At 71.9% G+C, this 20836-nt stretch carries 18 protein-coding genes and 2 pseudogenes; 10 read left to right on the plus strand and 10 right to left on the minus strand.

Annotated features, from left to right (window positions below):
• The 5 genes and pseudogenes from AB0O53_RS37240 to AB0O53_RS37260 all read right to left on the minus strand — a co-directional run.
• Nucleotides 1-94, minus strand: a pseudogene (locus AB0O53_RS37240) (undecaprenyl-diphosphatase); the annotation flags it as partial.
• Between the two features lie 49 nt (nucleotides 95-143).
• The gene (locus AB0O53_RS37245; protein WP_365201570.1) at nucleotides 144-341 is read right to left on the minus strand and encodes a hypothetical protein; all 198 of its coding nucleotides are present in this window, start codon (nucleotides 339-341) and stop codon (nucleotides 144-146) included.
• Nucleotides 341-589: a hypothetical protein gene (locus AB0O53_RS37250; protein WP_351002074.1), complete on the minus strand. Its 249-nt coding sequence runs from the start codon at nucleotides 587-589 to the stop codon at nucleotides 341-343. The genes AB0O53_RS37245 and AB0O53_RS37250 overlap by 1 nt, the downstream gene beginning before the upstream one ends.
• Nucleotides 590-635: 46 nt before the next feature.
• Nucleotides 636-1676, minus strand: a complete 1041-nt coding sequence (locus AB0O53_RS37255; RefSeq protein WP_365201573.1) for a radical SAM protein — start codon at nucleotides 1674-1676, stop codon at nucleotides 636-638.
• Nucleotides 1677-1738: 62 nt separating this feature from the next.
• Nucleotides 1739-2605, minus strand: a complete 867-nt coding sequence (locus AB0O53_RS37260; RefSeq protein ID WP_365201576.1) for an aKG-HExxH-type peptide beta-hydroxylase — start codon at nucleotides 2603-2605, stop codon at nucleotides 1739-1741.
• Between the two features lie 582 nt (nucleotides 2606-3187).
• Here AB0O53_RS37260 and AB0O53_RS37265 point away from each other — a divergent pair.
• On the plus strand, nucleotides 3188-4483 hold the full coding sequence (locus tag AB0O53_RS37265) for an MFS transporter (RefSeq protein ID WP_365201579.1): 1296 nt from the start codon (nucleotides 3188-3190) through the stop codon (nucleotides 4481-4483).
• Nucleotides 4484-4541: 58 nt separating this feature from the next.
• Here AB0O53_RS37265 and AB0O53_RS38415 read toward each other — a convergent pair.
• Nucleotides 4542-4661: pseudogene (locus tag AB0O53_RS38415) on the minus strand (non-homologous end joining protein Ku); the annotation flags it as partial.
• 1096 nt (nucleotides 4662-5757) lie between these two features.
• Between AB0O53_RS38415 and AB0O53_RS37275 the strand changes: the two are divergent.
• The 3 genes from AB0O53_RS37275 (at nucleotide 5758) to AB0O53_RS37285 (ending at nucleotide 7934) form a co-directional block, all read left to right on the plus strand.
• Nucleotides 5758-6330 carry a hypothetical protein gene (locus AB0O53_RS37275; protein ID WP_365201581.1) on the plus strand — a complete coding sequence of 191 codons (573 nt, stop codon included), beginning with the start codon at nucleotides 5758-5760 and terminating at the stop codon, nucleotides 6328-6330.
• Between the two features lie 89 nt (nucleotides 6331-6419).
• A complete protein-coding gene (locus AB0O53_RS37280; protein WP_365201582.1) occupies nucleotides 6420-7241 on the plus strand; it encodes a hypothetical protein in 822 nt (273 codons plus the stop codon).
• A gap of 204 nt (nucleotides 7242-7445) precedes the next feature.
• Nucleotides 7446-7934 carry a hypothetical protein gene (locus AB0O53_RS37285; RefSeq protein ID WP_365201584.1) on the plus strand — a complete coding sequence of 163 codons (489 nt, stop codon included), beginning with the start codon at nucleotides 7446-7448 and terminating at the stop codon, nucleotides 7932-7934.
• 318 nt (nucleotides 7935-8252) lie between these two features.
• Here AB0O53_RS37285 and AB0O53_RS37295 read toward each other — a convergent pair whose 3' ends face one another.
• Nucleotides 8253-8873 (minus strand): L-threonylcarbamoyladenylate synthase, encoded by a 621-nt coding sequence (locus AB0O53_RS37295; protein WP_350997546.1) that lies wholly within the window; start codon nucleotides 8871-8873, stop codon nucleotides 8253-8255.
• A 200-nt stretch (nucleotides 8874-9073) separates the two neighbouring features.
• Between AB0O53_RS37295 and AB0O53_RS37300 the strand changes: the two genes are divergently transcribed.
• The 5 genes from AB0O53_RS37300 (at nucleotide 9074) to AB0O53_RS37320 (ending at nucleotide 14423) form a co-directional block, all read left to right on the plus strand.
• Nucleotides 9074-11173: a SpoIIE family protein phosphatase gene (locus AB0O53_RS37300; RefSeq protein ID WP_350997543.1), complete on the plus strand. Its 2100-nt coding sequence runs from the start codon at nucleotides 9074-9076 to the stop codon at nucleotides 11171-11173.
• Between the two features lie 94 nt (nucleotides 11174-11267).
• A complete protein-coding gene (locus AB0O53_RS37305) occupies nucleotides 11268-12500 on the plus strand; it encodes a serine hydrolase domain-containing protein (RefSeq protein WP_350997540.1) in 1233 nt (410 codons plus the stop codon).
• 66 nt (nucleotides 12501-12566) lie between these two features.
• Nucleotides 12567-13091 carry a GNAT family N-acetyltransferase gene (locus tag AB0O53_RS37310; RefSeq protein WP_350997537.1) on the plus strand — a complete coding sequence of 175 codons (525 nt, stop codon included), beginning with the start codon at nucleotides 12567-12569 and terminating at the stop codon, nucleotides 13089-13091.
• 87 nt (nucleotides 13092-13178) lie between these two features.
• Nucleotides 13179-13973 (plus strand): class I SAM-dependent methyltransferase, encoded by a 795-nt coding sequence (locus AB0O53_RS37315; protein ID WP_365201589.1) that lies wholly within the window; start codon nucleotides 13179-13181, stop codon nucleotides 13971-13973.
• Between the two features lie 51 nt (nucleotides 13974-14024).
• Nucleotides 14025-14423 (plus strand): Cif family virulence factor, encoded by a 399-nt coding sequence (locus AB0O53_RS37320; protein ID WP_365201592.1) that lies wholly within the window; start codon nucleotides 14025-14027, stop codon nucleotides 14421-14423.
• Between the two features lie 43 nt (nucleotides 14424-14466).
• On the opposite strand, the gene AB0O53_RS37325 is transcribed toward AB0O53_RS37320, so the two are convergent.
• Complete coding sequence (locus tag AB0O53_RS37325) at nucleotides 14467-17700, minus strand: amidohydrolase family protein (RefSeq protein ID WP_365201595.1); 3234 nt, start codon at nucleotides 17698-17700, stop codon at nucleotides 14467-14469.
• A gap of 173 nt (nucleotides 17701-17873) precedes the next feature.
• Between AB0O53_RS37325 and AB0O53_RS37330 the strand changes: the two genes are divergently transcribed.
• Nucleotides 17874-18764: an aminoglycoside phosphotransferase family protein gene (locus AB0O53_RS37330; protein ID WP_350997572.1), complete on the plus strand. Its 891-nt coding sequence runs from the start codon at nucleotides 17874-17876 to the stop codon at nucleotides 18762-18764.
• A 182-nt stretch (nucleotides 18765-18946) separates the two neighbouring features.
• Here AB0O53_RS37330 and AB0O53_RS37335 read toward each other — a convergent pair whose 3' ends face one another.
• Complete coding sequence (locus AB0O53_RS37335; protein WP_350997526.1) at nucleotides 18947-20131, minus strand: cytochrome P450; 1185 nt, start codon at nucleotides 20129-20131, stop codon at nucleotides 18947-18949.
• Nucleotides 20121-20828 carry a cyclodityrosine synthase gene (locus tag AB0O53_RS37340; RefSeq protein ID WP_136228339.1) on the minus strand — a complete coding sequence of 236 codons (708 nt, stop codon included), beginning with the start codon at nucleotides 20826-20828 and terminating at the stop codon, nucleotides 20121-20123. The genes AB0O53_RS37335 and AB0O53_RS37340 overlap by 11 nt, the downstream gene beginning before the upstream one ends.
• Nucleotides 20829-20836 lie beyond the last annotated feature (8 nt).

The following is a 20836-nucleotide window of genomic DNA, read 5'->3' on the forward strand; positions in this document are numbered from 1 at the left end:
CGCGTCCCTTGCGGTGACGGCCCCCGGCGGCGCTGCGGCTGGCGAGGCGGTCGGCGATGCCGAGCACGATGCCCATCACGATCAGGGTCGTGGCCCGGACGGCCGTCCGGGCGCCGGCCCCACCGACACGGGTCCTTCCCGCGTCAGTGCTGGTCGTCCGTCTCCGTCTCCGTCTCCGGCGTCGCGTCGGACACGTCCGGGCGCTTGGCCTTCATCGACGGCAGCAGGGCGTACTGCGCGCCCGTACGCACTTCCGGCTGCACCACCTCGACCGCGGGGCCTTCACCGGTCGCGCCGGCCGCCGCCATGAGGTGCTCAAGGTCCGTCTTCTTCTTCGTCATCACTTCACCTCCCTTCCCGAGGGGCGACGGGTCGGCTGCGCGATGGCGACCAGCTCCCCTTCGAGGAGCTGCACCATCGCCGACTCGAACGCCTCCTGGAGTTCCGGTTCACCGATCCGCCCCTTGTTGAGCTCCTTGAACGAGGCGTAGATCTGTGCACCGGAGGATCCGTCGCACAGCTCGACGACCACCCATGCCACCGGATTCAGGTAGTGGATGGCGGGCTTGCGCGGGGTGTAGGCGAGCATGCAGTTCCACTCCGGTACGGGGCGGAACCTCGTGGATGGACTCTGGTCATAGCAGTCGGCTCGTTGCCGGTACGGCGGGCCGGACACGCCGGTCTTCGAGGTCGCCGGGGAGCTGAGAGACATCGATCCCTCCGTTGGTCGTGGTGCAGAACGGGTCGGGGGCGTCCCAGCGGCCGGTGAAGGCGAAGGCTGTCGACCTGCATCCGCCGGACGAACCCTGCGTCCCCTCACAGGAGTCGCAGCCTCCGTCCACATGGCCGGCGCGGTTGCGCACGTAGGCGGGGTCGTTCCAGGTGTCGAGCCAGCTGACCTCCCGGACGTTGCCGTAGTCGGCGTAGTCCCGCAGGTAGGCACAGCCGACGGAGCGGCCCGTGGCGTCCACCCCGGCGTTCTGCCAGCAGCAGTTGCCGTCCTTGGGATGCCAGGACGTCATCAGGTGCACGGTGTCGGGCACCCGCAGGGAATCCAGCGCGGCCATCTGGTGGGTCAGCCGCAGCGCCAGGTCCTTCCACTGGGTACGGGCCCGGCCCAGGGGGTAGAGGCGCAGCACCCCGACCCGCGGCACGCCGAGGTCGGCGGCCAGCTCCAGCACGTCCTGGAGCTCGTGCACGTTGCGCCGCGTCATGATGATCAACAATGAGACGGGGAGTCCGGCCGCCTGGGCGTTCTTCAGCCCCTGGACGGTCCTGTCGAAGCTGCCGGGGACCCGGACGTGCCAGTCGTGGGTGGCCGCGGTGGCTCCGAGTACGTCCACGTAGACCTCACCGATCCCGATCTCCTTCAGCCGGGTCGCAGTCCGAGGGGTCAGCAGCGTCGCGTTGGTGCGTAGGCGGGTCATCACATGCGGGGTCAGCTCCGCGAGGAGATCGGTGGCGTCCGGCCGGTTGAGCGGCTCGCCTCCCTCCACGAAGACCTCGATGACCCCGGACTCGGCCATCTCCCGGATGAGCGAGGCATATTCCGTCCTGCGCATCTCCGTGGCGCGGGGTCGGTCTTCGCAGTCGCCGTAGCACTGTCGGCATTTCAGGTTGCACGACTGCGTGACTTGCAGCCAGCTCTTGAGCGGCTCGTTGAGTACGAGTTCCATGAGTCTCCGTCCTCAGGGGTGGGCGTGGAAGCGGCTCGCCGACGGCCGGACATCCCTACGGGTCATGGCGCCGTCCGCTCGCAGGCGCGGGTGAGGGGGCGCCGGCCGGTCCGACGGTCATGCACCTCCGTAAGCCACCGCAGGAGGCCCCTTCCGGTCGGACCGAGACAGTCCTGCGCGTGCCGGGCGACCTTGTCGAGGAGGCTGGTGGCCCTGAACGCGGCCGTCTCGGCGGACTGCCGGACGTCCGGCTCGCCGGAGTCGAGGGCGCGCTGGTCGAACCACGCGCAGAGGTGGACGTAGACATGGGCGGCCGCGAGCGCACGGTCCACGGGCCATCGTGAGACCGGCGAGTCCCTGTGCCACTCCGGCGCCAGCGTGGGTGCCGTGCCCGTGTCGTAGTCCGAAGCGAAGATCGATCTGGTGACCTGCAGGTCGTAGAGGCGAAGGTGCACGAACTCGTGGACGAGTGCCTCGGCCAGTCGCTCGGGGTTGCGCATGCAGCGCACGGCGACGAACACCGCTCCAGGGATCTCTCGGGTGGACGCGCTGTCGAAGGCGTCGGGGCCGTCGACAGCGACGATGTAACGGCCGTGCCGCAGCAGACCGGTGCACAGGTCCGGGGCGGTGGCGAGCATCAGTGCCACGGCCGCTCGGACGGTCTCGGCCTGTTCCGCGGTGCACCCGGTCAGGGCATCGGCAGCCTCGCCCGCGCTGAGGTGCCGACGGAAGAGCGCGTCGAACTCCTGGTGGCCGGGGGCCGGCAGGGCGGGGTCCATCAGCAGGTGCACCCGGTGGCCGGAGAGCTCGACGGCCTGCCGAATGCCGGCGCGCTCCTCCTCGGCGGCGAGTGTCGAGTCGAAGTGCTTTCCGTCCGTGAGCGCGGTCAGTTCCTCTTTGCAGCGGGGCGGGCTGCGGATTCTGCGCAACGCCTGGTCGAGTCCGTGCCGAACGGTGGGTTCGAGAGCGGTTTCCGGAAGAATCCGGCGTTCGGCCGTCCGTGCCGGCCACTCATCGGGCGCGATGCACTCGAGAAGGAAATCATAGGTCTCGAATAATCGACCGAGGATCCCTGCCGAGTCGGCGAAGACGGGATGGTGGGCGAGTTTCATTAATGCAGGCTCTTGCATACAGCGGTCCCTGTCGAAGGAAATCCGTCGCTCATAGCGCAATTCAAACCCATTGCGTCATTCGAGAGGGCGGCGGACAGGATGGTTGCAACAAGACTGTCGGCAAATCCGGCGACGCCAGAATCACAACTGGCGTTTCGTCAACTCATCGACCGTGTCACGGCAGGGACAGGCGCGTCAACCGCCACGGGCAACGGATCGAAACATTCCGACAACAGGTAAAAGGAGTTCACAACTCTCGCGGATGACGTGAATGACCAGCCGTGGACGGGGCAGACGAGGACGGAAGTGTGTCTGCTTCAGTTCCTGCGACGCATCCGCTCCTTCGGGTGTCTTCGTTCGCGTGCCGCCACGCCCCACCGACGAAAGAATCTGCTGCCCATGAAATTCGCCGGTTCTCCCCCTCGTCCGGCCGATGCGTCCCGCACGCCGGCCCTGCGACGCCTCGTCACCGCCAACGCGCTCAGCGCGGTGGGGGACGGCGCGCGGTTCGCCGCGCTTCCCCTCATGGCGGCCTGGAGCACCGGCGACGTGTTCTGGGTGTCCGTGGTCGCCGCCGCCGGCCGGGCAGCCTGGTTGCTCGCACCCGTCATCGGAACCCTGGTGGACCGCATACCGGGACGCCGATCCATGGTCGGCGCAGATCTGGCGCGCTGCGTGATGATGCTGCTGCTGTTCGCCGTCGTATCGACGGGGCGGACGTCGGTGACGACGCTGGTACTGCTGGCATTCGCCTCGGGCGTGGCCGAGGTGTTCTTCGACTGCGCCGCACAGGCCGCCGTTCCCCTGCTGGCCGCGGACCACGAACTGGAACGGACGAACGCCCGGCTCATCGCCGCGCAGATCACCGGAGCCGGCTTCGTGGGGCCACCCGTCGGAGCCGCGTTATGGGCGGTCTGGCACCCCTTGCCGTTCCTCCTGGACGGCGTGACGTTCCTGGCCTCGGCGTTGCTGCTCATGGGCCTGCCGTCGCGGACCGCGCCCTCGGAGACGGAAGCCGGCGAGAGGGGCCTGCGGAGCCTGCTGCGCGACACCTGGGCCGGACTGCAGTTCCTTGGACGGGACCAGGTCCTGCGCAGGCTCATGGTGGTGGTGGCGGTGCTCGGCGTGGGCCAGCAGGCGGTCTACGCGGTCCTCGTCGTGTACGCGGAACGCAGGCTCGGCCTGCCGGACTACGGCTACAGCCTGATGCTGGTCGCGGCCGCCCTCGGCAGCCTCGCCGGAGCCGGCACGGCGGCCCGGACCGCGCAGTGGCTGGGGCCCGGACAGAGCCTGAAGGTCGCGGTGTCCGTGTCGGCGCTCAGCTATCTGGTCGTCGCTGTGCTGCCGTGGTGGCCGCTGGTCGCCCTCATGCTGGCCCTCAACAGCGCCGGAGTGGTGCTGTGGAACGTGTGCACCGTGTCGCTCCGGCAACGCCTCGCGCCACCGCACATGCTGGGCCGCGTCACCAGCGGCTACCGCCTGGCCGCGTGGGGGGCCATGCCGATTGGAGCGGCGGCCGGCGGAGCCCTGGCCCAGCGCACCGGGCTGGATGCCCCCTGGGCCCTGGCGGGCCTGCTCCTCCTGGCCTGCCTTCCCCTCCTGCGCAAAGTGCCGGCCGTGCAGTCGGGGTCGGCACCGGGGCAGCGGAATGCGGGCACCGCTCCCGGGCCGCCGCAGGACCCCTCCGGCTCTTGACGGCCACCCGTGCCCGAGAGGGGCTGCCAGGCCCACCTCAGCTTCCGCCTGGACGCGCACCCGCACTGGGCAACGGGATCTGGCGGAAGGAGATGTCGTGCGACTCCGTAGCCGGAACGACCTTGATCGTGATCGTTATCAGGCCAAAACTGATCGCACCTGCACAGATCGGACGCAATGGGACCTCCGCGCCTCGGGCCTCCTCCTTCCAGCGTCGCACCAGCCCGGCCGGGGCGTGGGGGGGGCAGAGCCGTCTGGCCAAGCGCCGCTACAGGTAGTCCCAAGAAGGGCCTGGGCGCGTTGTCGGTGCCCACCGCGACCATGGGGAGATGAGCACCGGTACGGCGCCCGGGACCACGTCGTGCAGCCGTCGCCCTGGCCCTGCCCATGCCCATCACCCTCTGACGCCTGCCGAAGATGCCCGAGGCCGGACTGCGCCGGCGCGGTCTGCCGTCCGGCCCGGCGTACGCCTGCTGCGGTCTACCGGTGGATGCGGGCGCAGGGCTCGCCCTGGGCGTGGTTGAACTCGGCGCACAGCCAGGTGTTTTGGGGGAACGTCTTCCGCCCTTCCACTTCCAGCTGACCATGGACATCCGGGTCAGGGCCGCGCTGACGGGGGTGGCGTCCTTCCAGCCGGTGAGCTCGGACCGGTAGCCCTGCGGGGTGTAGGTGATCAGCCTGGCCCCTACGCCGGTTCCGTGGCCGTCGACGTGGGCTCCGACGCTGTCGACCCGCAGGCCCTTGCCGTAGACGGACAGGCCGACCTTCCCGTCTTTGGCCTTGGCGTCGGCGTGCGCGGGCGTTGGGGCGACAATGAACACGAGACCGGTAGCTGCCATCGCATGGATCAGTTTTCGCATACCCCCTCAACCCGCCGGGAGCACGAAGGTCCGCAGCCAAGACCTGGGCCGCATCATGGCGAGCGTGACCTTGACTTCCGGTTCGCCGGCCTGACGGCAGCTGATCACGTACCCGAGGCGCCCTGCCTTTCACCTCGCAGCCCGCCGCTACGCGATGTCCGGCGACCGCCGGAGGCCCAGGTTGTCCTGTCCCCAGCTCCCGAAAAGGAGTAACTACACGCGGAAAGCCGCTCATTGGACCGCTCCCGACACCCCTTCAGGATGCGCCATCGCCATGAGCGCCGAACCCGGCCCGCTGTGATCCACGGGGCGGAAACTACCTGCGTACGCCGTCCCTTCGGTCTGTAGGGTGGCGGGCGACCAGTACGTGAGAGCTTGCCTCGGGCGGCTCTGCCCACAGGGGGATCTACCACCATGCGCACGTTCGCAGCCGCTGCCGCGGTCTCGTCCGCGATCATTTTCGGCCTCTCCACCGCCGTGCCCGCCCACGCCGCCGAACCCGATGGGCCGGCGGACGCGGGCTTCGTCTCCGATGCCCTCACACCCGGCGACATTTCCGAGGAGGGGGCCATTTTCGGCGAGGAGGGCCCTGACTCCGCCGCGGTCTCGCAGCCGCAGGGCGCTCCGAGCGCCGGTGTTTTCTACACCAACGGCGACAACGTCCACATATCCAGCACGGCCCCGGCCGCCGCGTCCGGGCACGGTTGGTGGGTCAAGATCAGCGGTCCCGGCACCAAGGCCAAGGTCACCATCGAGCTCCAGGCACTGGACTACCGCGACAACAAGTGGAAGACCGTCGCCACCGGCAGCAAGACGGTGTACTCCGGTACCGGCAGCGCCAACCGCGCCGCCGCCCGCAAGGTCTGCACGAACCGCATCATGCAGGTGCAGTGGCGCAGCCGAATCGACGTGGACATCATCGGTGTCAACGACTCGCCGGAGAAGGCCATCACCAAGACCCAGAAGCTGTGGTGCGGCGCGTTCTGACGCCCCGACATGTCGTTCTGACGCAATCTCGGTGTCCTGCCCCTGCGATCGGGGCAGGACACCGCCCCATCGAGCACGAGGAGAACGCCGTGCCGGAAGCCTCCATTCCCGCGCCCATGATCATGGGGGTCCACGGCGTACTCGCCCTTCACCCCTGGGTGGATGCCGAGACCCAGGACGTCTTCGCACTCGCGGTCAGGCGTACGGTCGCCTACGGCTGGAGCTCCTTCCACGCCTCAGGGCCGCACAGCGTGCGCTGGGGCCACAACGACGCAGGTGGCGACTGGGGACAGCAGGGGCGCGACCGCCGGACGGGCGAGGGCGAGAGGGTGCGCCAACTCGCCTGGCTCCAGGTCGACGTCGCCGACGCACCGCCGGGGCAGCGCCTGCCCGTCCTCCCGATGGCCACCGTGCTCGGCGACGCCCTCCACCGCGTCGGCGACTTCCGCCTCACCGGCCTGCACACCGTAGCCCCCTTGTACGAGGCACAGGACGCCCGGGCCGACCTGGCCGTGGCCGCCGAGTGGTTCGCCCTGGCCGATCCCGTCGGCTCGGCCGGGTTCACCGTGTCGGTCGCCGGCACGAAGACCGCCGACCTCCAAGGTCGGATGCCCGAGATTCTCGCGGCCGCCCTTGAGAGCTCGTACGGGCAACTCACCATCGAGCCGGAGCCGTCCGATGATGCCACCCCGGAGTCCGGGCTGGCGCTGCCCCTGGCCGGGGAGACGGAAGTGGGCCACCTCCGGTACGGGCAGTCCTTCCGCTGCACCGCCCGCGAGTGGTCGCTGGACTGTGCTACCTGGGTCACTGAGATCGTCATCGACGCTCTCCGCGCGACAGGCGTCACCCAGCCGGCGCTCATCAAGGTCTCGAGGACCCCGTGCGTCGGCGGCACTGAGCTTGTCGTTTGACGTCTGGCTTCGAACAAGCGGACTCGGAGCCGCCTGGTCGTCGAACGGCTGCGGGCCGACCTGTCGCTGCCGAGCGCCGCAGTCGGCTGCCTGGCGCTCACGATCGGCATCTCCCTGTGGCCGAGGCCGGACGCCGGGACCTGCCGAGGTCCGCTCGTACTGCCGCACCCATGGCCGAAGCCTGTTGGGCCTACAGTGGCGCGCATGGCTGAGCTTCCCGGCACCTCCAGCGGTGTCAGCGGATCGGACCCGCAAGAGATCGTGGACGATCCGCTTGGCGTATTCACGCGCGAGTCGTACAACTACCCCGGCGGCCAACCGCTCGTTGCTTCGTCCTACACCTCGACCCGCGAATTGGACGGCCAGTGCGTCGCGCTCCAGCTCAACACGGTCGACCCCTCAGAGGTGCGGCGTCTGCTGCCCCGGCTCCGCCGGGTCGTCGAGCATCAGGCGGACCTGAAGCGACGAGCCGTCGAAGCGGTGGTGCACGCCTTCAGTGACGGGGCTGCAACTGCGGAGGACCTGGCCGAGGCCCACGACGACCTGCTGCTGGAAACGATCGTCGCCGAGAGCAACGGCGATGTGCTCCTGCACCTCACCGACTCCTGCGGTGGGCACATGCTGGACGGCTACTGGCCCGCTGTCCGGTTCGACCGCGACGACACGCTGGTCAGAGTGACCGTCGAGGCCTGAGCGCTGAATGCCTGATCCTCCCGCGGAGACGTGCAGCACGAACTCGGCCGGGCCGCAGCAGTTTGGTCTTCCGCTCGCGGAATCCCCTTCGGCCCAGGACAGGTGGCCGGGAAGCAGAACGGTGCAAAATCCCGTCGATCACCTGCCGGTGATCCCGCCACCTGCCGCAACGCCTGTTGCTGACCGGCAGGAACGGCCGCAGCCGTTCCCACTCGGCATCCGTCAGATCTCCCCGCCCCATGTCCACATCAACGACACGGCTGGGGAGTAGTCACATGATCGGCCGGACACGTCCTGGGCGACCGGGCTGCTCGGGCGCTACTCGAACCGGGAGGTGTCCCCGGCGCCCCGGCGGACGATCTCGGCCTCACCGGAGGAGAAGTCGATGACCGTCGTCGGCTCGGTGCCGCAGTCACCCGAATCCAGTACGGCGTCCACCTCGTGGTCGAGCCGTTCCTTGATTTCCCAGCCCTGCGTCATCGGCTCCGCCTCGTCCGGCAGCAGCAGCGTGCTGGACAGCAGCGGCTCGCCGAGCTCCGCGAGCAGGGCCTGGGTGACCACGTGGTCGGGGATCCGGACGCCGACGGTCTTCTTCTTCGGGTGCAGCAGCTGGCGCGGCACCTCCGAGGTCGCCGGGAGGATGAAGGTGTAACTGCCGGGAGTGGCCGCCTTGATGGCCCGGAACACGTTGTTGTCGATCTGTACGAACTGCCCCAGCTGGGCGAAGTTCTGGCACACCAGCGTGAAGTGGTGGCGGTCGTCCAGGTTGCGGATCGATCGGATCCGGTTGATGCCCTCCCGGTTGCCCAGCTGGCATCCCAGCGCGAAGCAGGAGTCCGTGGGGTACGCGACGAGCTTGCCCGAGCGGATCATGCCGACCACGTTGTCGATGGTGCGCCGCTGGGGGTTCTCGGGGTGCACGTCGAAGTATTTCGCCATCCGCCGAGCCTACGCGGTCGGGGCGCATCCTCGGACGGCCCCGGCGGCCCGGGGGCCGGTGACGGCCGCTCCGGACGCTTCCCGGCGGTTTCGGGGGGACGATGAGAGGTGACCGTGCGCCCCGGACCGACCCGGACAGGGCCGGGGCGGCCCGCGGCGGACGGCCGCCGGGCCGACGGTGCCGGAAGGGAGCATCGCCGATGGGTGCGATCGACGGGACGGGAGCGGGAGCGGGGGCCGACGGGAGGCGCCCGGCCGCGGCCGGGATCGCACCGCCGAGCGGGCTGCTCGACGTCCTGAACGTGGCGGCCGTCGTCCTCGACTCCGAAGGGCGGGTCGCCCTGTGGAGCCCGCAGGCCGAGCAGCTCTTCGGCTGGACGGCGGCCGAGGCGCTGGGCCAGCCCGCCGCCCGGCTGCTGGCCGACACCCAGCACGTCGGGCTGGTGTCGGAGCTGTTCGCGCGGGTCATGGGCGGCGCCGGCGACTGGGCGGGCGCCTTCCCGGTGCGGCACAAGGACGGCACCACCCGCCTCGTGGAATTCCGCAACATGCGGCTGCAGGACGAGCGCGGCGACCTGTACGCCCTGGGCATCGCCACCGACCGCACGACCCTGCGACAGCTGGAGCGGGACCTGGCCCTGTCCGCCCGCCTGGTGGCCCAGTCCCCGATCGGGCTCGCCGTCCTGGACACCGAGCTGCGCTACGTCCTGGTCAACCCCACCCTGGAGCGGATCAACGGGCTGCCCGCCTCCGAGCACATCGGCCGGGGCGTTCGGGAGGCCCTGTCCTTCCTCGACGACACGGAGGCCGCCGAATCGGCGATGCGCCAGGTCCTGGCCACCGGAACGCCGCTGCTGGAGCAGTTCACGGCCGGCCGCACCCACGGCGGGCACCGCGCCGAACACGCCTGGTCGGTGTCCTACTACCGGCTGGAGGACGCCACCGGCCGGGTCCTGGGCCTCGCCACCTCCGTGGTCGACGTCACCCAGAGTCACCAGGCCGCCCTGGAGATCGCCCGCAGCCGCCGCCGCCTCGCCCTGATCGCCGACGCCACCGTCCGCATCGGCACCACCCTCGACCTCGACCAGACCGCGCGCGAGCTCGCGGACGTCGTCGTGCCCGAACTCGCCGACATCGCCGCCGTCGACATCCTCGACTCGGTCCTCGAAGGCCGGCCCACGCTCAGGTCCTCGGCCCACGAGCCCGCCGTGTTCCGCGCCCTCGCCGTCGCCGCCGCCTACCCGAGCGAGGCCGTCCGCGCCGCGGACCCGCCGGGGGACATCGCCCGCTACGCCGCCGACCGGCTGGTCACCCAGTCCGTGACCACCGGCCACCCGGTCCTCGTCGCCCACGTGCAGGCCCGCGACATCTCCCGGATCGCCCGCGACAGCAACGCCGCCTCCCTGCTGACCCGCGCCGGACTGCGCTCCTACCTGGCCGTGCCGCTGATCGCGCGCGGCGAGGTCCTCGGCGCCCTGGACCTCAAACGCACCCGCAACCCGCTCCCGTTCAACGACGACGACATCGTGCTGGCCGGCGAACTGGCCGCGCGCGCCGCCGTGTGCATCGACAACGCCCGCTGGTACCGCAACGCCCACCACACCGCCCTCGCGCTGCAGCACCACCTCCTGCCCCACCACCCGCCGCCCACCCCCGGCCTGGAGGTCGCCTCGCGCTACCGGCCGGCCGCGGCCAGCAGCGAGATCGGCGGCGACTGGTTCGACGCCATCGCGGGACCGGACGACACCACCGTCCTCGTCATCGGGGACGTCATGGGCAGCGGCATCAACGCCGCCGCCAGCATGGGACAGTTGCGCACCGCGACCCGTACCCTCGCCGAACTCGCCCTCGACCCGCCGCAGGTGCTCCAGCAGCTGGACCGCACCACGGCCGCCCTCGAGGAGACCATCGCCACCTGCGTCTACGTCGTCCACGACCCGCACCGCGCGCAGTGCCGCATCGCCGTCGCCGGACACCTGCCACCCGTCCTGATCCGCGCGGGCCGGGCACCCCGGCTGCTCGACCTGCCCACCGGAGCGCCGCTCGGCGTGGGCGGCATCCCCTTCGAGGCCACCACCGTCGCCATGGCGCCCGGCGACCAACTGGTCCTCTACACCGACGGCCTGGTGGAGACCCGCGACCAGCCCATCGACGAACGCCTCGACCTCCTGCTGGACCTGCTCGCCGACACCGGCCGCCCCCTGGAGGAGACCTGTGACCGCCTCCTGGACTCCCTGCGCCGCCACGACGACCACGACGACGTCGCCCTGGTCATCGCCCGCGCCCGTTCCCTGCCCTAGGGGGTGCCGGGCGGCTCGCCTCGCGGCAGCGGCGGTACGGGCCTAGCCTGACCGTGTATGCCGTGCCCTGGTCCTCGTACCGCAGGAGGCATTGGTGAAAACGACGCACATACGGCTTCGCCGGGCCTGCGCGGCCACCGCCGCCGCGGGCCTGCTCCTCACCGGGGCCGCCGTCACGGCCCCCGCGTACGGAGCGCCCACCCCCGGACCGTCCGTTTCCGCCGCACCCTCCCCGGACACGGGCGGGGAGTTCAAACAGATCACCCCGGCCGTCGCCCTCCAACTCGACGCCGCCATCCGCCAGGTCATGCGCGAGGCCCAGGTGCCCGGTGTGATCGTGGGACTGTGGGCACCCGGCAAGGGCAGCTACGTGAAGGCCTTCGGCGTGGCCGACAAGGCGACCGGCGCGCCCATGCAGACGGACTTCAACACGCGCATCGGCAGCCTGACCAAGACGTTCACGGTCACCGCCCTCCTCCAACTCGTCGACCAGGGGAAGATCGGCCTCGACGACCCCATCGGCGACTACATCCCCGGCGTGCCGAACGGCGAACTCATCACCCTGCGCGAACTGGCCGGCATGCGCAGCGGCCTGTTCAACTACAGCGAGGACCCGGACTTCGACAAGGCGTTCACCACGGACCCCGACCGCCCCTTCACGCCGCAGGAGCTGCTCGACTACTCCTTCAAGCACCCGGTGCAGTTCGCGCCGGACGCGAAGTTCCAGTACTCCAACACCAACCTGATCCTGCTCGGCCTGGTGATCGAGAAGATCACCGGCCGGCCGCTCGCCGAGGTCGTCAACAAGGACGTCGTGCAGGCGGCCGGACTGCGCCGCACCCTCTTCCCCACCGGCGCCGAGTTCCCCGCACCGCACGCGCAGGGCTACACCGACCAGACCGCGTCCGGGAAGGTCGAGGTGTCGACCGACTGGAACCCCTCCTGGGCCTGGGCGGCCGGCGCGATGATCTCCGACCTGCAGAACCTGCGCAGCTGGGCCCGCACCCTGGCCACCGGCGCGCTCCTGACGCCCGCGACCCAGGCCCAGCGCCTGAAGACCACCTCGGTCGGCATCCCCGGCGCCGGCTACGGACTGGGCCTCTTCGACATCCAGGGCTGGATCGGCCACAACGGCTCGCTCCCGGGCTACCAGAGCCTCGCCGTGTACCTCCCGCAGGCCCGGGCGACCCTCGTCGTCATCCTCAACACCGACATCCTCCACGACGGCCAGGAGCCCAGCACGCTCTTCGGCGAGGCGATCACCGGCATCGTCAGCCCGGACAACGTCTACCCCGGCCACAAGCCGTCCGAGCCGAGGTCGGGCTGACGGACCCGCGCTGCGCCTCCCGCCGGACCGGACGGGTCGGATGATCCGACTGTTAGGGTCCCAGGCATGCCCCAGCTCATCGCCCCCAGCCCCCACCTGCACGGATCCTGGACCGCCGCACAGCAGGAGTGGGGGCCCGACGCCCACATGGACGGCGCGGGGCTCGGCTCCGACGACGACGTGGACAGCCCGGAGGGCTTCGCCGCCTGGACGCGGAAGCTGCGCCGGTACGCCGACCGCTCGCTGCCGGTCGACCACGGCCGCGTCCACGCGACGTACTGGTGGATCACCGAGGGCGACACCTACCTGGGCGCCATCGACCTGCGCCACTACCTCAACGGCTTCCTCCTCGACGCCGGCGGCCACATCGGATACGGCATCCGGCCCTCGGCCCGCAGGCGGGGCCTGGCCGGCTGGGCCCTGTCCGCCGTCCTCCACGAGGCGCGGGTGCTGGGGATGGACCGGGTCCTGCTCACCTGCGACCCCGGCAACGAAGGCTCCGTCCGCACCATCGAGCGGTGCGGCGGCGTACTGGAGGACGTGCGCGAGACCCTCGTGGGCCCCAAGCGCCGCTACTGGATCACCCTCTGAAGGCCGCCGAGCCTCCCGCATGCGGTTCCCGCGTCTCGTGCGTACGCTGCGGGTGCCGGGCGGCCGCGGTGGGCCGATAGTGGATCTGTGAGCGACCGGTCGCAGGGATCCGCACCGGGCGGTGGAGCCCCCGGGGGCGCCGCATGGTCGGGACACGACGGCGCGCGGGCGTTCGCGGCCGTCGAGGGGGCCACGGACCGGCTCCTCGGCTACCCGTTCGTCCTGCGGGCCCTGGCCGGCCGCATCGGCACAGGTCAGGTCCTGGTGGACTACGGGTGCGGCCCCGGCAGGGTGGCCGACCACGCGGCCCGCGTCCTGGGGGCCCGGGTCCTGGGAGTCGACACCTCCCCGCAGATGCTGGAGCTGGCCCGTGCCTCGGCGCCCGCAGTGGCAGGCTTCCACCTGGTCGAGAACGGGCGCGTGAGCGGCCTGCCGGACGGCTGCGCCGACGCGGTGATGTGCAACCACGTACTGGCCTCCCTGCCCACCGAGGACGCCCTGCTCGGCGTGTTCGGCGAGATCCGCCGCCTCCTGCGGCCCGGCGCCCCGTTCGTGCTGCTGACCACCGACCCCGCCTGCAGCGGCACCGAGTACGCCTCGGTGCGGATCGGCGAGCCGGGCGCGGCCTACGCGCCGGGTGACGAGGTGACGGTACGGCTGCTGCGCACCGACGGGACCTGGCAGGAGATGCGCAACCACGCGTGGCCCGTGGACCTCTTTCCGGAGCTGCTCGGACGCGCCGGCTTCCGCTACGTCGGCAGGCACCGGCCGACGGTGGCGGAGGCGCTCGCCGTCGCCGACCCGGACCTCGTCGCCGCCCGCCCGTGGACGGCGGAGCGGGCGCGACCGCCCCTCGTGGTCACCACGGCCGTTGCGGAGTGATCGTCGCGTGGCCGTTGCGGGTGGCGGGCCCGGCGACTTAGTGTCGCGTGCATGTCCAAGGCCGAGATCGACAGGGTGACCGCCGAGTTCTTCGGATCCTTCGACAACCGGGGCGGCAGGGCCGCCGACGTGGCCCGGATCCGCCGGCTCGCCCTGCCCGGCGCGATCATCGTGATGACCGGCCCGCGGTTCACGGCCTACACGGTGGAGGAGTTCATCGAGCCCCGCCGGGAGCTGCTGGCCGGCGGCCGGCTGACGGAGTTCTCCGAGTGGGAGACCTCCGAACGGACCGAGATCGCGGGCGACATCGCCTCGCGCTTCGGCGAGTACCGCAAGTCGGGGGTCCTGGACGGCGAACCGTTCGAAGGCGGCGGCACCAAGACCATCCAGTTCGTCCGCACCCCGCAGGGCTGGCGGATCGCCGCCTTCTCCTGGTATGACCGGCCCTGACCGGAGCCGGCCGCCGCAAGCCGTCAGGAGCCGCCGCCAGCCGTCAGGAGCCGTCCTCCCGTTCGCCGCAGCAGCCGTCCCTGAGCATCTGGTGCAGCACGCCCCGCCAGCCGTCGGGGGACGCCGCCGCCGGCGCGGTGGAGCGGGTGAAGGCGCGCTCCAGCGCGGGGCGTTCGTGCAGCACGCCGCCGCGGAGGGTCCCGCGCACCCGCACCAGGTCCGCGAAGTCGGCGAAGGGATCGCCGTCGACGAGAGTGAGATCGGCGATCCGGCCCGGCTCGACGGTGCCGAGCCGGTCGGCGACGCCGAAGACCCGGGCCGGCGCCACGGTCACCGTGGTCAGCGCCTGCGCCGGCGACATCCCGTACCGGTGCAGTGCGCGCAGGGACAGGTGCAGGTGCAGCCCGACCGGGGTGAGCGGCGCGTCGGTGCCCAGCGCGAGGCGCCCGCCCTCCCGCACGACCCTGCGGTAGACGTCGACCTCCCGCTCCAGGACGGCGCCCTGCTCCGCGCTCGGCGGCCGCGCGGCCGCTGCCCGTACCGCCTCCACGTCCCAGGGCGGCATCAGCCCGGTCACCCGGTCGTCGGCGGCCAGGGCCGGATCGGCGCCCAGCAGCGGCAGGGCGGTGAACGGGGTGGCGATGAGGTCGAAGCCGCCGCGCGCGTACACCTCCACGGTGTCCTGGTAGGTGTGCCCGCGCGGGGTCGCCCCGTGCCCGTACTCGGCGCGCTCGGTCGCCACCAGGTGCGTGGTCAGGTCCTGGCCCGACTGGATGCCGGGGGCGCACAGGTGGGAACCGGCCCTGACGCCCAGCCGCTCGTGGGCGAAACGGGCCGCGTCGGCCATCAGCTCGTACGGGGCGCGTACGTACGTCTTGACGACATCCCAGTCCAGGGCCTCGGCCCGGGCCAGTGAGCGGGCGAATCCCGCCCGGGTGCGGTGGGCGCGCCCCATGCTGTAGGCGACCCGGGAGCCGTCGAGGAGCTCCCCGCCGGCCAGCAGCCGGGGCGCGGCCAGCCGCCCGGAGCGGATGTCCTCGCGCAGCCGGGCCTGCTCGTAGGCCGAACCGCCCAGCGAGACCGCGGTGGTGACGCCGTACGCGAGGTGCAGGACGCCCTGCCGCGCCCCGTAGGTGTACGGGTACGGATGGACGTGGGAGTCCCACAGGCCGGGCAGGACCGTGCCGCGGGAGGCGTCGACGGTGCGGGCGGCCCGGCGGCCCGGGCGGTGCGGTTCGACGGCGGTGATCCGGCCCCCGCTGACCAGGACGTCCACGTCGGCACGGGGAGGGGAGCCGGTGGCGTCCCACAGCAGTCCCGCGTGCACGACGGTGTCCACGGGCGCGGGGCGGCGGTGGTCCAGGGAGACGGGCACGGTGCGCGGCGCGGCGACGGGCGCACCGGAGGCGTCGAGGGAGAGCAGGCGCAGCCGGGCGCAGGACTGGTAGAGCAGGGTACGGGAGTCCCCGGACCACGACGGGTGGTCCGCGGGCTCCTCGGACAGGCGCCGGGCCGGCCCGGCGGGCGTGCCGTCGGGGGCGACGGGCAGCAGCCACAGGGCCGACTCGCTGACGCAGGCGAGGAAGCGGCCGTCGGGCGACCAGACCGGTCCGGAGGCGTAGCGGTCGGCGAGCGAGGCGTGCGGGGCGAGCGCGTGGAGACGGGCGGCGCCGGTGGCGGTGTCGACGATCCGGATCAGGTTGTAGCCCTCGCGGAAGCGCCTGCTCAGCCGGTTGCGGTCGCAGAGGGCCAGGTACCGGCCGTCCGGCGACCAGCTGGGCGGGCCGGGCAGCCCGCCACCGCCCAGGGCCGTGACCAGCGGGGTCTCCGTCCCGGTCGCCAGGTCGCGCACGAGGAGCCGCCCGGCGAGGTCTAGGGCGGCGAGCCGAGTGCCGTCCGGGGAGAGCACCCCGTAGACGCGCCCGCCCGGCGCGAGCACGCTCTCCCGGCCGCCGTCGAGTTCGCGGCGGCGCACCGTGTTCAGCCCGTCGCGGTCGTCGGTGTAGACCAGGGCCCGGCCGTCCGGTGTCCACACCGGTCCCTGGACGTACGCCGTGACGGGGGCCCGGACGATCCTGCGCGGCGCCCCGCCGGTGACGGGGGCGACCCACAGCGCGTTCAGAGCGGCGAAGGCCACGCTGCGGCCGTCCGGGGACAGGGCGGGCAGGTGGATGCCGCGGACGGGGCGGCTCCGCTCCGCCTCCAGGACGTACTCCTTCACCCGGTGGCGGGGGCGGGACACGTCGAGGGTCGCGTCGAAGGGGACCTCGTGGCCCGCCCCGTCCCGGTGGGGGCGGATGATCCGGAACCGGCCGTCGAGGGTGATCAGCAGGCGGTCGTCGCCGATCCAGCGCGGGGGAGCCGGTGCGAGGTCGCCGTCGAGCGCGACCGGACGGCCGTCGGCGAACAGGGTGAGGGTCTCCGCCTTGCGGGGGCCGGGTGCCGCGGACAGCCAGGCGGTGCGCCCCGCGGGGGAGAGGGCGGGCGTCATCAGCCTTCCGTCGGCAGCGGTGTGCTCGACCCGTACGGCCCCCGGGACGGCGGAGCCGGCGCCCGCGGCCGCTCCCGCGGCGGCGCTGCCGTCCGCGCCGGCGGACACGGAGGCGATCGTCCGGGCCGTCAGCGCGTCCCCGTTCGCGGTGGCGCGGACGAACAGCACCCGGGACCCGTCCGGGGACCACACCGGATCGAAGTCCTCCCACTCACCGTCCTGGCCCGGTCCGTGCTGCCCGGGAAGGCCCGTCAGGCGGCGCGGGCGGCCTCCGGCGACGGGGACGGTCCAGATCCGGTACGGGCTGCCGGCCACCGGATCGCCGCCGCGCTCGGAACAGCAGACGAGGGTACGGCCGTCGGGGGACCAGGCGGGTGCCCGGTGGGCGAAGGGACCGTCGGTGAGCCGGCGCAGCCCGGAGCCGTCCGCGTTCATCACCCAGAGGTGGAACGTCCCCCCGCGGTAGGCGCTCATCGCGACCCGGCGGCCGTCCGGGGAGAACACCGGCCGCCCGGGCTCCAGGTCGGGCGGGGTCAGGGCGGTCGCGGGCGAACCGTCCGGGGGCAGCGACCACAGGACGTTCTGCACCTCGGCGACGATCCGGTCACCGCCCGCCGTGGCCGTCGCGGCACCGTTGGTGGCGCGCGTGAAGCGGAGCCGGACCGGCGTGTCCGGGTCCGTGTCCGGGGCCGCGGCCGCTCGGGCTTCGGCCGGAGCACGCCCGAGCAGGGCTGCCGCGGCGCCCGTCGACGCCGCCCGGAGCACGGTCCTGCGGGCCACTCGCATGCCGACCACTCGCCTCACTCGTAGAGGTACCTGCCACCGACGGGCCCGGGCGGGCCGTCAGCCGACGAACGATCAAGACCCCCGCCGGGCAACGGCGGCCACGACCGGTCGGGACAAATCGTTTGACGACGGCGGTACCTGCCGGTCGGATGGCGGTCGTGATCACAGGACAGATGCACCCCGGGCAGTACCCCGTCGACGAGGACCTCGTACGGCGGCTGATCGCAGGCCGGTTCCCGCAGTGGGCGGGGGCGAGCGTGGAGAGGTTCCCCTCCGGCGGCACGGTCAACGCCATGTTCCGGCTGGGGGAGGACAAGGTCGTACGGCTGCCCCTGCTGGAGGGCGGCGCCGAGGACATCACGCTGGAACGGGACTGGCTGCCCCGCCTCGCCCCCCGGCTGCCGACGGCCGTGCCGGAGGTCCTGGGGGCCGGCGAGCCCGCCGAGGGGTATCCGTGGCGCTGGTCGGTCTACCGGTGGCTGGCGGGGGCGAATCCGCAGGCGGGCGCGCTGGGCGGGCCCGCCGCCCTGGGGCTGGCCCGGGACCTGGCCGCCTTCGTCGGGGCGATGCGGAGCGTCACCCTGCCGGGGGCGCCGCAGGCCTACCGGGGTGGCCCGGTCGAGGCGCTGGACGTGCCGACCCGGGCGGCGATAGCGCACCTGCGGCTGATCCCGGAGGAGGGCATCGACTGCGATGCCCTGACGGCCGTATGGGAGGAAGCGCTGCGTGCCCCGGGCTGGGACGGGCCGCCGGTGTGGCTGCACGGCGACCTGACCCCCGGCAACGTGCTGGTGGACGGCGGCCGGCTGACCTCGGTCATCGACTTCGGGTGCACCGGGGTGGGGGACCCGGCGTGCGACCTGTTCCCGGCGTGGAACCTGCTGCCCGCGGGTGCGCGAGGGGTCTTCCGCGAGACGCTCGGCGTGGACGACGCGACCTGGATCCGCGGCCGCGGCCGGACGCTCTCCCAGGCCGTGAACGCGCTGCCCTACTACCGCACGACGAATCCGACGATGGCCCGCAACGCCCGGCACGTGATCCGGGAAGTGCTGGCGGAGCGCTGACGGCCCGTCGCCGGGCTCGCCGCCTTGGGCGCCCCGGTCCTCCTGCTCGCGGGGGAGTTCGACCGGAACAGCCCGCCCGGACCGCCCGTACGCCCCCCGTGCGTACGGCGACGGCCCCGGCCGGATTCCCCCCGGCCGGGACCGCCTTCACGGTGCGGGCGCGCCGCCGCGCGCCGGCGCCGCTACCAGAGGACGGGGAGCCGCTCCGGCAGGCGCTTCATGAAACGGGTGCGCCAGACGAGCTGGTCGAAGGGGACCGCCAGCTGGAGGTCGGGCATCTTCTCCAGCAGGACCTCGATGGCGATCTCCGTGTGCCGCTTGCCGAGCGCGGTGGCCGGGCAGTAGTGCGGACCGCCGCCGAACGACAGGTGGGTACCGGCGTTCGCACGGTCGATGTCGAAGGTGTGCGGGTCGGAGTACACGGCCGGGTCGGTGTTGGCGGCCTCCACCAGGACGAGCAGCAGCTCGCCCTTCTTGACCTCGACGTCGCCGAGGGTGACGTCCTCCAGCGCGAGCCGCGGCAGGCCGTCGGCGATCGACAGGTTGACGCGCAGCAGCTCGTCCACGGCGGCCGGGATCTTCTCCGGAGCCTTGCGGAGCTGCTCCCACACGTCGGGGTTCTGCAGGAGCGAGACGATCGCCATGGTCAGGAAGCCCATGGTCGAGATGACGCCGGCGCCGAACAGGGTGACGCCGACGACCGCCAGCATCTCGTCCGTCAGGTGCGCGTAGTCGGGGTCCTCGCGCAGCGCGGCGAGTTCGGCCATCAGCCCGACCGTGGCCGGATCGTCGAGCCGCTCCACCATGTAGGCCATGTCGCGGTCCCAGTTGAGCTTGGCACCCGTGACCGGGCAGGCCGAGTTCATGAACGCGATGTCCAGGCTGGCGGCCAGCTGCGGGGCGTCGGCCTCCGGGATGCCGAGGATGCGGCAGTGGAGGTTCTCCGCGTACGGGTTGGTGAACGCGCCGCGCAGGTCGACCGGCGCACCGCTGCGCAGGAGGCCGTCGACGAGGCTGTTCGCCTGCTCGCGCATCCAGCCGGTGAGGTCGCCGGTCTTCGGGTTGATCGCCTTGAGCACGGCCTTGCGCAGGCCGGCGCCGGTGATGTTGCCCATGTTGTTGACGACCTCGGGCGGGATCGTCAGCGCGTACTGCCGGGGCACCCCGGGGGCCGAGGTGTCCTTCAGGCTGAACCGCGGATCTTCCAGGACCTGCTTGCAGAGCGAATAGGACGAGACCAGCCAGGCCTCGTCACCGGCTATCGTGCGGACGCGCTTGACCGGCTCGTCGCGCAGCTGCTCGATCTCGGCCGGGAGTTGGTCGCCGCGCGCGGAGAAGGGGAAATCGAGGAGGGTGTCAGCGGGCATCGGAGTCTCCTTCGGCGGGGGTGATGATGGCGTGGCCCTGGTTGCGTGAGGCACGAAGCCCCGAGCCGCGCGAGTAGAGCAGTTCCGCCATGGGCAGGAGCTGGTGGTAGCAGTTGAGGGAGGACGGCACGCCCAGGATCGCGGGCGTGTCCAGGAACAGCGGCGCCTCGGCGCAGACGTACTCCAGGCAGACCTCGCGCTGACGGGTGGTGGCGGCCTTCCCGTTCAGCACCTTCGAGGAGAGGAACGCGTCGACGAGGGAGTTGCAGGTCTCGCGGAACTCCGGGTCGATGTCGAGCAGGTTGTTCAGGTGGTTGTGAAGGGTCCGGTACGCCGGGATGTCGGTGAGGGACGACATCGGACGGGCCCGGAGGCGGACGCCGGTGGGGTCGGCTTCGGCGGCGGCGTTGTTGACCTTCGCGCGGACTCCGCGCAGGTTCTTCACCGCCTTGCGGCGTGCTTCGTCCTCGCCGTATCCGAGGGCCTCGTACATCTCCGCGACGTGCATGTCGGTGTAGATCAGGTCGACCTGCGCGAAGTTGCGCATGCCCCACTGGGCGAGGTCGAGGACACGCTGTGCCGAGAAGTAGCTGTTGCCCGGTGAGATGCCGATGACGGCATGGTCGCCCTCATCGTTGATCACCTGGCAGTGCGGGGTGTACGGCCGGACTGTGAAGACTTCGGTTGCTGTCGTCAACAGGGGTC

Origin of the sequence: Streptomyces erythrochromogenes, from assembly GCF_040684695.1 — a bacterium.
GTDB classification, from domain to species: domain Bacteria; phylum Actinomycetota; class Actinomycetes; order Streptomycetales; family Streptomycetaceae; genus Streptomyces; species Streptomyces erythrochromogenes_C.

Excerpts from the sequence above, each read along its gene's own strand:
- AB0O53_RS37310 (WP_350997537.1), top strand. The coding sequence starts at position 12,567 with ATGCCCCAGCTCATCGCCCCCAGCCCCCACCTGCACGGATCCTGGACC.
- AB0O53_RS37330 (WP_350997572.1), top strand. The coding sequence starts at position 17,874 with ATGCACCCCGGGCAGTACCCCGTCGACGAGGACCTCGTACGGCGGCTG.
- AB0O53_RS37335 (WP_350997526.1), bottom strand. The coding sequence starts at position 20,131 with ATGCCCGCTGACACCCTCCTCGATTTCCCCTTCTCCGCGCGCGGCGAC.
- AB0O53_RS37285 (WP_365201584.1), top strand. The coding sequence starts at position 7,446 with ATGGCTGAGCTTCCCGGCACCTCCAGCGGTGTCAGCGGATCGGACCCG.
- AB0O53_RS37300 (WP_350997543.1), top strand. The coding sequence starts at position 9,074 with ATGGGTGCGATCGACGGGACGGGAGCGGGAGCGGGGGCCGACGGGAGG.
- AB0O53_RS37255 (WP_365201573.1), bottom strand. The coding sequence starts at position 1,676 with ATGGAACTCGTACTCAACGAGCCGCTCAAGAGCTGGCTGCAAGTCACG.
- AB0O53_RS37250 (WP_351002074.1), bottom strand. The coding sequence starts at position 589 with ATGCTCGCCTACACCCCGCGCAAGCCCGCCATCCACTACCTGAATCCG.
- AB0O53_RS37265 (WP_365201579.1), top strand. The coding sequence starts at position 3,188 with ATGAAATTCGCCGGTTCTCCCCCTCGTCCGGCCGATGCGTCCCGCACG.
- AB0O53_RS37245 (WP_365201570.1), bottom strand. The coding sequence starts at position 341 with ATGACGAAGAAGAAGACGGACCTTGAGCACCTCATGGCGGCGGCCGGC.
- AB0O53_RS37320 (WP_365201592.1), top strand. The coding sequence starts at position 14,025 with ATGTCCAAGGCCGAGATCGACAGGGTGACCGCCGAGTTCTTCGGATCC.
- AB0O53_RS37325 (WP_365201595.1), bottom strand. The coding sequence starts at position 17,700 with ATGCGAGTGGCCCGCAGGACCGTGCTCCGGGCGGCGTCGACGGGCGCC.
- AB0O53_RS37275 (WP_365201581.1), top strand. The coding sequence starts at position 5,758 with ATGCGCACGTTCGCAGCCGCTGCCGCGGTCTCGTCCGCGATCATTTTC.
- AB0O53_RS37295 (WP_350997546.1), bottom strand. The coding sequence starts at position 8,873 with ATGGCGAAATACTTCGACGTGCACCCCGAGAACCCCCAGCGGCGCACC.